Raw genomic sequence first — 13,621 nt, forward strand, 5'->3', positions numbered from 1 at the left:
AGAGGGTGAAGACATGTTCCACCCCCATCTCCTTCAATCTCTTAACCAGAAGCTGAGCTCCGTTCATATCCATACCTCCTGACCTTATATGCGTTATATTCCCTCATCTCAATTCCTTCAGCATAGGTACGAGTTTGTATTTACGAAAATGCTTGGTTAAAAGCTCCTCCAGATAGCTCTCCCACTCGCCTTTTCTGCCTGAGGAGAGATAGGCGGCTTTGGCTTTCCGTAGCCAATTGACGGCATGATGGTAATATTGAGATTTTCCGGCGTCCATGATGCTCTCAGCCTGCTGACGGCAGACACGTATAACCCAGTCGGGACGGACGGGGATGGCCGCATCGAGCACCCGCTCAATCATGCCATATTCCGCATATTCCGCATATTTGCCGAGAGAGGCGATCGCATCGTCCACTAATCCCTCGTGCAGAAAGATGTCCACTCGCTCATCAGGGAAGGATGATCGGGCCCGACGTAGATGTTCCAGCAACTCCTCACGCAGCTCAGGCCACCGCTCCCCGGCGAGTTTCTGAGCGGCAAGGTAATCCTCCAGCGTAGGCCGTTCACGAACAACTCTCATGGCGGCCTCCAGCGCCAGATCGTCACGACCGATCCTGGAAGCCGTATCCCGGATCCATCGTGCAAGCTCATCCTTATAACCCTCCAGTTCCAATCCGTGCTCTGCAACCTTCAGCGCCAACTCCATCTCTCCCTTCTCCGCCAGAGCTTTTGCCAGCGCCAGCGCTTCATCCGTCTTGCTCAGATAGTTCAGTCCATACTCAGCTGCCTCCTGGTAGCGCCCCAATCGAACGAGCATCGTTACATATCGCTCATATTGTCCCTCCGCCTCGGCGAGATAGAGGTATTCCTGGAAACGCCCCTGTCGTTCCAGCACGTTCAGCCTGGCCTCGGCTAGATCATCCGCATACCACGGCGCCTCCCCCTCCCACGCGCCGAGCCTTGTGATCTCACCTTCCAGCACTCGCCGGAGAGGGGGATAATCCCAGCCCTGAACGGCGGCAGTGTGGGCCATGACGAAGTGGTAGTCCACCCCGTAATCCTCCACCTCCGATCCCCATTCGGCCAACCGTTCGGCCCACGACAGGCGTTCTTCTTGAGTTAGATCGGCGCTCAGGATCGCCTCGGTCCATGCCTGATCCAGATCCTCGAACAGGCTGCTTGCCTCGCCGTCGGAGTCATCCAGCCATGTCCAACCCTGAATGTATTCATCGGTGATCGCTTCCAGAACGATCAGGGCGTTACGACCTTCTCCCGCTCTGATGAAATCCCATGCCCTTTCAAGCAACCTGCGGATCTCATCCACCACTTCGCCCACATGCCAGTATGCCTCCGAGCAGCGCATATGATCCAAGCTGTGAAGCGCCCCTCGGACCTGACGGCGTAGCTGATAGGTATCTATATCCGGTCGAGCCGGCTCGGATGACTTGGCAGGTTTCATCTGCAATAAGGCGATTTCGCTTTGGACAACCTCCGCCAGCTCCGGCCGACGTTCTATCAGGTTTACGATGATCCTCTCAAGCTGATCTCGATCCAGATCCGAGAGCATCTCCTCAACAGGTGGCATCTCCTCGATCTCCTCAGGGGAGTAAAGGCAGGTAAGCAATACGGCGACGATGTGCTTGCAATCGCCTCCCCAGTCATAAGGACAGGTGCAATCGGCGAATTCGATGCCGTGCTCGCCCAGTTGGATGGTCACTCGATAGGGGTCGGGTTGGCTGCCCATAACCTCGGCCAATATTCGATTCCCGCTCCTGACAACCCTCAACACCGCTCCCGATTCGTAATAGTTGTAACCTCGCTCGAAGGATCGGGAGCTCGCTCGTCCGCGGATGATCCCCTCGGTGAACTCAGGCCAATTTCCCACGATGACACCTCCATTTTTTACGGCAATAAAGCGTTAACCACCAATAACTTGCCTCTTTGTCGATCTTTCAAGTCCCGTCTCCCGCCTCCTGTCTCCTTTCTCCTTGATACACCTTGAAATACTCAAACCTCGTCGATGTCGTCGGCGATTCGGGGCATAGCGCGAGGATGCCCACCTTGATCGGATCCTCCATTGGTATATCCGCCCAGCCGCAACGATACCAAGTTTCCCCATCTAAGCTGACGTATCCGGTGAACCGATCTCCCCTCCGCTCAAGACGAAACCAGACAGGATCTGCATCTAACGGATGTATACCGGGATGAATGAACCTACCATTGACGTTGCAACCGTAACATACACAGCCGGTATACCAATCACTGCTCCCAGCTACATAGAACCGGGTGAAGTTGTCCTCGTCTTTCCAGGCTAGCAGCCCGCCAAGTTTCCTTCCTTTTGATCCATCCGAGACCTTCGTCTCAACGATGAAATCACCTGAGACGGCTCGGAGCAGCCGAGGCGCTTTGAGATTGTCGGGCCACAGATTATGTCTCGGTGGAACTCCTATCTCCATGCCGAAGGTGGGATCTAACGTAAAGGTACAATCACCCCTGGGATCTATCCACTCCCATCCCCTGGATGTCGGATCATCGCTGAAGTCTTCCTGGAAAGAAGGCTCACCGGTGCTTCCCATTTCTACAGGCTCCAAAAGCAGATGGGTGATTCTATCCTCTCTCAACTTCTCCGGCACCGACTTCCACACCTTCCGCGCCAGGGAAGGAATTCGATCCCGGCCGCCGTAAGCCTCATATAAGCGCTGGATTGATATCCAGTTATTCCACCTCGCCCTTTCACTCCTTTCAAAGCGCTTCAAGGCTAGTCTATCCACATGAGTCCAGTCGATCACATCTGCGATCTCACAGGTAGGCGACATCCCCTTTATAACATCCGAAATTTCCTGTAACTCCTCAAACTGCTCGGCCGACCTCACCCATCGGGCGATAAGCTCAGGATGTTGATCCGGAGGCGTCACCACCAGATCGATGGCATAGCGTATCCTAAGGGGGATCCTCTCTGCGAAACTTCCCGCCTGCGATCGCAGGGAGGTCATCTCCCCGACATGCGACTTCGCCTCATCCGGCTTCCCCTCGAGCAGTGAGAGAAGCAGGAGCTGACCGTTATAGAAGAACCTCTCACCGGGATTTTCAGCCTCCCCAAGATGTGTTCTGAGAACGCCCTTGAACTCCTCAAAAACCTCCGGAGCAGAGGAAAGAAACTCTCTGTAGATCTCCCATACCGTGTCGTTCCACCTCTTCTGCACGGTCGGGTGAACCTCGGGCTTCGCGTAAAGCGCCTTTGTGGAATCTATCATCTGGAGCATCATCTCGATCAGCTTTGACCTCTCGCCTCGGGAAGCGTAAAGTCTTATAAGATCCCCAGCAATCAAGATCAGGAAATCTCCATAGAGGAATCTGCGTCGGACTCCCAATTGCCATCCTTGCTCACATGTTTTGATCGCTCGACTTATCTCCCCCTTCCCTAGGGAAATTGCCCCCACACACTGCGCACTGATAACGGTTGACCAGGTAACCCCCGACTTTAAACCCGCCTCTAACCCCTCCTTGCACAGCTCTTCATCATCGATAATCCCTCCCAAAGCAATACATGCGACGGAGTAACTTTTCAGGCTCCACTCTTTCAGATGTGGAAGATAGCGCAATGCTTTTTCCCTGGCCTGCTGACGCTCTGTTTGAATCAAATAGCTCAGCATAGCATAATATGAGGCCAGCAGGTCTTTATATCCCATCTCCTCTGAGATCTCTATGGCCCTCCTCAGATATCGTTCTCCCTCCGTCAGGCCGATCTGATTTATAAGAACGATCGCAGCTCCCTCATAGCTGATTGCGGTCTCACGTGATTTGTCCATCGGGTCGATCTCCTCAACGGCCTTACGGGCATAATAAACGGCCCTATCATTATCCCCGATGAACCACGCATAGATTGTGGCTATATGCTGATACAGCCTAGCTCGCTTTGATCTTTGACTCTGCAGTTCAATAGCCTTCAACGCATCGGAGATGCTCTCCTCGTAATACATCACATCGGCGTATAGCTGACTCCTTGCCTCGTAGATCTCCGCCAGCTCCTCTCCCGTGACACCCAACTCCTCCGCCAATTGGATCGCCCTCGTGTAGTAATCTATCGCCACCTCCCCGGCGTAGTTCCTGGCAGCCTTCGCTCCCGATTTGACCAGATACTCCAGCGTCTTCTCCTTGTTCCCACTTCGCTCCCAGTGATGCGCCAGCTCCTCGTAGAACTCCTCCATCCGATCCCTATACAAACGCTCTATCCCCTCCGCAACCTGACGATGAAACTCCTTCCTACGCTGTTCCAGTATGCTCTGATACGTCGCCTCCTGAGTGAGGGCATGCTTGAAGGCATACTCCAGCTCCGGAACGCTCCTCTCCTCATACACCAGCTCCTTCTCCTCAAGCTCCTCCAGATATCTGTCCAACTCCCTCTCATGTCTGACCAAGTGCCCTAATAGCCTATATCGGAACAGCCTCCCTATCACCGAAGCACACTGCAGCACATACTTCGTCTCAGCCTCCAAACGATCTATCCTCGCCATGATCACGCTCTGGATCGTGTCCGGAACGTCTATCTCCGATATCTCATCCCGAGCCTTCCATCTATCCCCTTCCCGATAGATCAATCCCCTGTCTATCAGCGACCGGATAACCTCCTCGATGAAGAACGGGTTGCCCTCCGACTTGCCCAGGATCATCTCCCTGACGTTCTCCGGGAGATTGTCTATCGCCAACAGGTTCCTCACAAGCTCCCGGCTTTGACGCTGCGTGAGCCTCTGAAGGTGTATCTCGGTGTACCTCTCAAAACATTTTCGTTGTGCAAGGGAGCTCAGCTGCCAGCACCGGTGATCGCGCTCAGGGCGGTAGACACACACGAGAAGGATGGGATGCGTCACCAGCTCATCCATCAGCAGCGAGAGCAGATCCAGCGACAGGTCATCGCTCCAGTGCAGATCCTCCAAAATCAACATCAGCGGCCTCTCGCGGGCCAATGCCACGAAGATATCCCGCAATCTCATCATCGTCTGATGCCGTATCTGTTCGGCGCTGAAGTGCTCCAGCTTCCTATCCAACTCGTCGCCGAACCGGATGCTCATAAGGTGTCCGACGAACGGCAGGATCTCCTCCGCTTGGCGGGGAAAAAGCTCGCCGATCCTCTCCCGCACCTTTCGAGCAACATCGGCCTCGGTATCATCCTCCGTAAGCTCGAAGAGGGTGCGGAACATATCTATGAAGGGCCAGTAGCTTATGGGCTGACCGATGGAGATGCAGCGACCCTCCAATATGAGGGGGAGACAAGGGGACCGGGGGACAAGGGGACTTGATATCTTATCTTCTCCCTGTCCCCTTGTCTCCTTGTCACCCTGTCTATCATACAGGTACTTCTTCAACTCCATCACCAACCTCGACTTCCCTATCCCTGCCTCTCCTATGATGCTTACCATCCGTCCCTGTCCCGATAGCCATTCCCTCGCAACTTCGGCCAGCTCCGAAAACTCCCTCTCCCTGCCTATCATCCTGGATCGCAATCCCTCTATACCGCGGAGCTTCTCCGGATGTTCCCTGATCCTGACCGCCTCATATGCCGTGACGGGCTCGCTTAGGCCTTTGAGATGCAGATCGGGGATCCGGTTGAAGACGAAAGCCCTCTTGGTAAACCTGTAGGTGCCGGGGCCAACCAGTATCTGTCCCGGCTCTGCCGCCTCCTCCAGACGCTTGGCGAGGTTGATCTGCGGGCCGTAGGCGCTTATCTCAAGGTGCTCCGTGGTGCCTATGGGGCCGAAATACATCACTCCGCTGTTTATGCCTATGGAGATCTGCAGGGACAGATCCTTCACTTTATCCCTCATCTCCAGCGCAGCCAGGATCGCCCGTTCGGGATCGTTTTCGTGCGTGATAGGTGCTCCGAAGAAGGCGAGCACATTATCACCGATGAATCGGTTGATGCTGCCCTCATATCGCAGGATCGTATCCACTATCACCTTGAAGCAGTCGTTGACCACCTCCACGATCCGTTCGGGGGGATATCGGTTTGAAAGCTCTGTGAACCCTGAGATATCGGCGAAGAGGGCTGTGACGAGTCTGTTTTCGCCCTGTATCTCCTCAGCGGCAGCTCGCATCCGTTCCGCAAGTGGGGCGGGGATGTAGAGTTTATCTTTGATGTCCTCCAGTTTGGGTATCGCCGGCTCGGCTGTGGGGTGGTCAGAGAGTTTGGTTCCGCATCGCATACAGAACAGAGCATCAGGGGGAAGTTGTGTGCCGCATTCGGGGCATACCTTCTGAAGCCTTGTCCCGCACCTCATGCAGAACAGTGCCGCCTCGGGGTTTTCATAGGAACAGTTTGGGCATCTCATATGACTCCCCCGCGTAGAGAGCGTTTTTCAATCCGATCATCCGTTATTGTATCACAGATCGCCCGGCTTATTCAATTCAAATTTTTACGCTCATATTATCGTGGGGAAAACTATATTCCTGTCTCCTGTTTCCTGCCTCCTGTCTCCTATCGGTGATACTGCTACACTCAAAGGGAATTTGAGCGAAACGGGTTGATTTATGATCCACCTGATGATATATTAACGGCGAATTTTCCCGAGAAAGGAGGAAACGCATGGACACGGTCAGGGTCGGCATTGTGGGTACCGGCGGCATAGGCAACCATCACGCCAAGGTATACCAGACGATAGAGGGTATCGAACTGGTAGCGGCATGTGACATAGTAAAGGAAAAGGTCGTCCAGTTCGCCGAAAAGTGGGGTATACCGAAGAAGAACGTCTTCACCAACTTCAGGAAAATGGTTCAGATGGAAGAGCTGGATGCCGTTAGCGTCTGCACGTTCAACCAGGCGCATAGAGCTCCGACCGTTGCTGCCCTAAAGGCCGGGAAACATGTGCTCTGTGAAAAACCTATGGCCGCCACCCTCAGGGATGCCACTGCCATGGTCCGAGCGGCCAAAGAGTCGGGCAAGATACTTCATATTGCCATCCACAGCAGGTTCCGACCCAATGTGGTTATGGCGCAGAAGATCATCTCCGAGGGTATACTCGGCGATGTCTACTACTGTGAATCGGTCGGATGCCGCCGTAGAGGGATCCCCGGCGGAACCTTCATCTACAAGAAGACAGCAGGGTTTGGCGCTGTCGTCGATATAGGCGTGTACAACATGTTCAATACTCTGTTCGCCCTGGGTTTCCCTAAACCCGCGACGATCTCGGCCTTCACCTGCGACTATATAGCTCGACAGATCCCCGGTCTCAAGGATATGGATGTCGAGGAGTTCGGCGCGGCATGGGTGAGATTCGAGGACGGCTCCATCATGGTCTTCAAGATATCGTGGGCGGTGCATGCCAACTCCCTCGGATCGAATTTCTTCCTCGGCAAGAAGGCGGGGCTCTCGATGGACGGTATGGAGGTGTACGCCGATGAAGTTCCCAAAGGGTTGGAGCAGCTCGTCAAGGCAGAGGGCGGCTCACTGGAGGTCGAAGAGGTCAGAGGTAACATGGTGAACGTCAGGATCCGCGGGCTGAAGCCCGTGGACGTCTGGCAGGCACAGATCAGGGCGTTCCGTGATGCCGTCCTCAAAGGTGGCCCCTCCCCGATAGATCCTGAAAAAGTCCTGCTCACCAACGTTATAATGGATGGTATAGCCCGTTCAGCTAAGAGAGGGAAGGAGGTCATGGCGAGAATCCCCACGATCTAAAAGCCTTAACCGAAGGGGCGATCCACCGGATCGCCCTCCATATGGGTCTCGCCCTAGCGGGTTGACTTGAGACACCGAAGTTTGGTATAACTCGACTCGGTGTCGGAGGAGGCCGGAGATAAGGGAATCGAAAGCGATCCGAACGTCGTCTTCGGCGAGAAGTTCGATGAAGGATCGCTGGAAGCGGTCTTCAAACGGTGGGATAGCGTTGATGGGAGGTGAGAGATGACCTACTACAAAGATGTGCCTTACCCTCAAGATATGACCGATAAGATCGAGGATGAAAGGATAGCCGGATCGGAGGTCAAAAGACTCCTCCGGATCGGCGATAAGCTCTGGATCATCGCCAAGGAGCGTCTCTCCGTTTTTGCACCCGACGAGCGGCGGATCTCAATCTCGTCGGAAACCCCTTCACCGGTCAACAGCGCTCTCCCCTGGGGAGGGTCGGTACTTCTGGCATCGGATGACGGGATATGGCGCGTTTACCTGACAGAGAAAGGTGAGCTGAGCTTTGAGCGCGAGGTCGAATCGGAGGAACCGATCCTGGATCTGGATCGCCGCGGCGATGATCTGATATGTCTGCTTCCGCGCCATGTGGCGCTTCTGAACGGAGGTCGGCTTGAGATCATGGCCGAGCTTCCGCCGTTTAAGACAGGCACTGTCCTGAAGGTACACCCCAAAACGGGCGAGATATGGGTCGGAACCGATAGAGGACTGGGCTGCCTGAGCGGTGGAGAGTGGCGGTGGTATACGTACGCCGGCAGCGGCCTACCACAGAACCACGTCCGCGATATCCAGATCGACGGTTCCGGGCTGCTTTGGATAGCCACCAGGGAGGCTCCGACCCTTTTCAACGGCAGGGACGGATGGTTCCCCTTCTGGCTTAACGTCAGGATACCTTACGGAGACACACGGTGCATAGCCTTCGGAGAAAGGGGAGAGGTCTGGTTCGGAACTGACAGAGGCGTGGTTAAACTGCATGAGGGAACGTGGCGGCTATACTGTGGACGACGCTGGCTGCCCGGGGACGGAGTTCAAGCGATGACCTCGGACGGAGAAGGTGGGGCCTGGGTCGCGACCGAAGGTGGGCTGGCCCATCTTCACACCCGGATGATGACCCTGGAGGAGAAAGCCGACCACATCGAGATGATCAGGGCGGCCAGGCATGATCGGGATGGATGGGTCTCCCACTGTGAGTTTCCGAAGCCCGCCGACTTCGAGAACTTCATCCATGAGGCCAGCGATAACGACGGCCTGTGGACGGGGGTGTACCTTGCAGCGGAGTCCTTCAGGTGGGCCGTGACGGGAGATGAGGAGGCCCGCCGGTATCTCAAGAGATCCCTCAGGGCATTGGCTTTCCTGGAGGAGATCACCCCTATCCCTGGCTTCGTAGCGAGGGCGGCAAGGAGGGTAGACGAGTCCCGATCCCGTAAATCCGGTGGAGAATGGCACCTGAGCGAGGATGGACGGTGGGAGTGGAAGGGCGATACGAGCTCGGATGAGATCGTCGGCCACTTCTTCGGATATTCCGTCTGCTGGGACCTGGCGGCGGACGAGGAGGATAAAGAGCTGATCCGCGAGAAGATCGCCCGGATAACCGATCACATCATCGAAAACGGCTTCGTGCTCAGAGACGTGGACGGGGAGAGGACACAGTGGGGCGTGTGGAGCCCTGATCTGTTGAACCGGGACGAATACTGGAAGTACGGACGCGGGCTCAACTCGCTCGAGATCCTCTCACATCTAAAGACGGCATATCACATCACAGGCGATGAAAGATATGATGAGATCTACAGAGACCTTGCCCTCGAGGAGCATTATGCGTTGAACCTGATCGAACAGCTGATCGCCGATCCGGCCTACAGGGTATATCATGACAATCAGCTCGCCTTCCTCTCCTATTACCCGCTTCTGCTCTACGAAGATGATCCCGAGCTGAGGAGGCTTTACCTTTTGAGCCTGGAAAGAACCTGGTGGTTCGTGAGAGGTGACAGATCTCCGCTTTGGAACTTCATCTACGGGATCTTCACCGGCAGGCCGTGTGACGTGGAGGAGGCGGTGAGGACGCTTAGGGAGATACCGCTTGATATGGTCAGGTGGAGCGTGGACAACAGCTTCAGATGGGATCTGCCGCCCCATCCGGTCCGACCGGGTGAATCGAGCGTGCCCGTACCTCCCGGAGAGAGGGATGTGGTCAACTGGGACGGCAACCCGTATAAGCTGCGGGGAGGAACGGGAGGAAGGAGTGAGAATGACGGCGCCTTCTTCCTTCTGCCGTATTGGATGGGGAGGTATCATGGGCTGATCGAGTGAGGAAGACTCACCGGGACAGTCTCGCTCGGAACACTTCTCCGCTCCACGTGGCGGCATAGAGGTAGTTGTCGGAAGCTGAAAGCGATGAAATATCGTAATCCTCTAACCCTACCAGTTCCCATCCCCTTTTTAGCGTCCAACGCATCACACCTCTAACCCCAGCGTAAAAGGCTGAATCCAGAACGAGAGGCGATTGTGGAAGATCCAGATTTCCGATATGCGTCCACGTCCCCCCCAGATCCGTCGAGCGGTAGATCATCTTCTGTTCAACGCCGAAATGTCTTACAACGAAGAGATCAGAGTCACCAGCTACAACATCCTGAGGCCAGTTGGGAAAATCTATGATCTGCCAGGTGTTGCCAAGATCAGCAGACCGGGAAAATCTACGTCCCCCTTTGTCTATGACAAAGAGTATACCTTTCGTTGCTGCCATCGACACAATAAAGGAAATCTCAGGAATCCGGCGCCACGTGTTACCGCTGTCATCTGAGCGGAATAGGCCTTTATCGGTGCCCGCAAAGATGGTCCTCCCGACTACAAGCAGCGGTCCCACAGAGTTTCTTTCAAATCCGAGAGGAATCCAGCGAATCCCACCATTGTCCGATCGGAACAATCCACCTTTAGTAGGGATAAGACTCCCATGTTCATCAATATAATTGACATCTGCTCCTGCAAAGAGCGCCGTTTCAGAGTATGCCAATGACGTAATTTTATATCCCTCCAGACCTGATCGAACCCATGAGTTTCCTCCGTTGTCCGATTGTAAGATCCCACTGTATGTGCCGATATACACTCTATCATCAGGCGTTGCAAGGATTACTTTGATAGACAACGCGCCTGTAGGAGCTATGGGTTGCCAGGGAAGCTCATTTGATTCCTCATTTTCGCCGCATCCGGTTAGAAGAGAAAACAAAAGGATGATAATCACACTTAGCTTAACCATCATATCACGAGCTGATCGAGCGAATTGACGATTAAGCTCACCGTGGTAATTTTGTCTTGAACACCTCTCCGCTCCACGTGGCAGCATAGAGGTAGTTGTCGGAAACTGAAAGCGATGAGATATCGTAATCCTCCAACCCTACCAGTTCCCATCCCCCATCCTCACTCCAACGCACCACTCCTCTAACGCCGACATAGAGGGTCGTATCCAGAACAAGAAATGAGCTTGGAAGCTCTAAGTATCCAATAGGCGTCCATGTCTCCCCAAGATCCGTCGAGCGGTAGATCATCTTCTGCTTACCCCCCACATATCTCACCACGAAAATCTCGGAGTTACCACTACAAACCTCCCAAGCCCATCTATCGAACTCCAATGCTTGCCAAGTCTTTCCTTGATCGGTGGAGCGGAAGAGCCCATCCCAATTTACGAGAAACAACGCTCCGTTCACCTCCGCCATCGGATGTAGCCCCATGCGAGCAGGAGCTGAAATTCCCGGAATTTGATGCCATGTGTCACCATTGTCATCAGATCGAAAGATACCTGAAATGGAAGGACCGCTGACAATAGCGTAAATGGTCGTCCCGAAAACGAATACCAGAACCTCGTTTTTCTCAAATCCGAGAAGAGTCCAGTGTAAACCTCCATCGTCCGATCGGAAGAGGCCTCCTTCCCTGTAAATAAGCCTTCCATATTCGCTGGTGCGTTTGACACCGGTTCCGGCAAAGAGCATACTGCCGGAACGGACCAGCGATCTGATCATATATCCCTCCAAACCTGATCTGACCCATGAGTTTCCCCCGTTGTCTGATCGTAAGATCCCATCACCCGATGTGCCGATGTATAGTCTGTCATCAGGTGTGGCCAGGATCACCTGGATAAAGGTGGTCCCGGTAGGAGCTGTGGGTTGCCAGAGGAGCTCCGGAAGCTCATTTGATTCCTCATTTTCGCCACAGCCAGTTAGAAGAGAAAGCAAAAGGGTGGTGACCATGCTTAGCTTGGCCACCGTAACACATGAGGTATAGCCCTTCCCCCTCATAGCTCTTTCTCCCATAAAGAGGCATCCCCTTATTCCAATACTACCATTTTTCGGGTAGCAGCGAATTCTCCAGCGGTTAAGTAGTAGAAATAAACCCCACTTGGCACTCTTTCTCCAAGCTCATTGCGCCCATCCCAGTGAATTGCTCGCTCTTTGGAAAAATAACATCCGGCAGGTTTCTTCCCAATATCGAGCTTCCGCACCAGCCTACCATTTGTATCGAAGATTTGCACCGACACAACCGCCTCTTTTTCAATCGCATAGGGGATCCAGGTTTCAGCGTTGAAGGGGTTAGGGAAGTTCTGCCCTAGTTCATTCCTAATAGGCTCGTTTTGATGGCTGACCGGACGAGGAGGAGCGTAGGGACCATATCCTTTTCGAGAAAAAGGACTGGGAAATGCGACGGAAACATACGCATCAGAATTGGGCGTCATGTTTCGAACCTCAACAAGCACCTGTTTTGAGGTGGTCCCATTATACACCACTTGCTCCACATTGTCTACAGTAGAAGTAGATGAAGCAAGTAGACTTCCTTTGACACCTCCTGTGTAATCGTAGAGGAACAAGTCAATGTTATCCAAATCATGAACGGTAGGTGGTTCAGGATAGTTATAATCCACCTCGCGATTCCAAACAGCAGTGATCTTTTCGCCAGGGTCTATAGAACAGGACCAATAGTATCGGTCAAAGTTCGAACCAGCTGGATTTAACCCCACTTCGTCGTAAAACCAGTGGGTCAAAGCTGCCTGAAGGTTAATATATCCCCAACCATGCTTACCGTCCCAGCCTTGTTCTCCCCAATCATCAGCTGTATTGATGAGAACTGCCTTCAGTGTCTTGGGCCAGGTAGATAGGTAATCGTAAAGCAACGCAATAGCGCCTGTGACGTGGGGAGCAGCGAAGCTTGTGCCTGAAAACGTGATATAGCCTCCGTTACCGTTTGTCCCTGTTCCGAATTTGGGGAATCCTTGAAACCAATCCCGTCGGGTCGTTGTTATATACGTTCCCGGAGCAATCACATCAGGTTTTTTCCGACCACCCGCCGGACCCACACTGCTGCTATCTGCTGCAACATCGTCACTCCGTTGTGGAGTATTTCGATTGTCCATATTAGCAACCGTTAGACCGTTGAACATATCCCCTGGCGATGTGATATTACCCTTTTCAATATTATCTCCATAATTCCCAGCTGAGGTTACAACCATGACGTGCAGGTCATCCACAACTGCGTCAAAGAACTTGGCACTATCAGAGTATCCGTGATACTTGTCAACGGTGTCGAATCCCGCTGAGAAATTAATGATCTCAGCCGTTTCATGCGCATATGAATAAGGAGGTTTTGAAGCATCGAGCGCCCAGTCAACAGCTTCCCATACTTCTGTCTCCACAGGGTTATACCCACCTGTCATAACTTTGCAGATGATGATCTTATCAATTCCGTAGGCAATCCCTTTATAGGTGGCATCGGTGCTGGCAATGATCCCTGCCACAGCGGTCCCATGTCCATAATCGTCATCGGGGTGGTTCTGATCCGGTCGGTTACTCATCGTAGAAATATACGGGTCTCCTGACTCTCTGTGTGCGCTAAGAGCTGGATGGTAAAGGCTCACTCCAGAGTCTACAACGGCTACATCCCATGTGCCATCTCCCGTATAACCAT

Annotated in this window: 7 protein-coding genes; 2 read left to right on the forward strand and 5 right to left on the reverse strand. The window is 53.6% G+C overall.

Translation table 11 applies throughout. The features are described from left to right. Positions 1–103: 103 nt before the first annotated feature. A complete protein-coding gene (locus tag J7M22_10095; GenBank protein ID MCD6506960.1) occupies positions 104–1,885 on the reverse strand; it encodes an SWIM zinc finger domain-containing protein in 1,782 nt (593 codons plus the stop codon). Positions 1,886–1,952: 67 nt separating this feature from the next. After that, positions 1,953–6,326: an AAA family ATPase gene (locus J7M22_10100; protein ID MCD6506961.1), complete on the reverse strand. Its 4,374-nt coding sequence runs from the start codon at positions 6,324–6,326 to the stop codon at positions 1,953–1,955. A gap of 254 nt (positions 6,327–6,580) precedes the next feature. Here J7M22_10100 and J7M22_10105 point away from each other — a divergent pair, with 254 nt between their 5' ends. Together J7M22_10105 and J7M22_10110 are read left to right on the forward strand one after the other, a co-directional pair. Beyond that, the gene (locus tag J7M22_10105) at positions 6,581–7,669 is read left to right on the forward strand and encodes a Gfo/Idh/MocA family oxidoreductase (GenBank protein MCD6506962.1); all 1,089 of its coding nucleotides are present in this window, start codon (positions 6,581–6,583) and stop codon (positions 7,667–7,669) included. A gap of 225 nt (positions 7,670–7,894) precedes the next feature. Further along, positions 7,895–9,982: a hypothetical protein gene (locus J7M22_10110; GenBank protein ID MCD6506963.1), complete on the forward strand. Its 2,088-nt coding sequence runs from the start codon at positions 7,895–7,897 to the stop codon at positions 9,980–9,982. Between the two features lie 7 nt (positions 9,983–9,989). Here J7M22_10110 and J7M22_10115 read toward each other — a convergent pair whose 3' ends face one another. The 3 genes from J7M22_10115 to J7M22_10125 all read right to left on the reverse strand — a co-directional run. Next, the gene (locus J7M22_10115; GenBank protein MCD6506964.1) at positions 9,990–10,928 is read right to left on the reverse strand and encodes a hypothetical protein; all 939 of its coding nucleotides are present in this window, start codon (positions 10,926–10,928) and stop codon (positions 9,990–9,992) included. A gap of 34 nt (positions 10,929–10,962) precedes the next feature. Beyond that, positions 10,963–11,961 (reverse strand): hypothetical protein, encoded by a 999-nt coding sequence (locus J7M22_10120; GenBank protein MCD6506965.1) that lies wholly within the window; start codon positions 11,959–11,961, stop codon positions 10,963–10,965. A 29-nt stretch (positions 11,962–11,990) separates the two neighbouring features. Continuing rightward, the coding region (locus J7M22_10125; protein MCD6506966.1) for a S8 family serine peptidase at positions 11,991–13,621 on the reverse strand (1,631 nt) is incomplete at its 5' end.

The sequence above is a fragment of the Candidatus Poribacteria bacterium genome (assembly GCA_021162805.1).
In the GTDB taxonomy this organism is placed as follows: domain Bacteria; phylum Poribacteria; class WGA-4E; order B28-G17; family B28-G17; genus JAGGXZ01.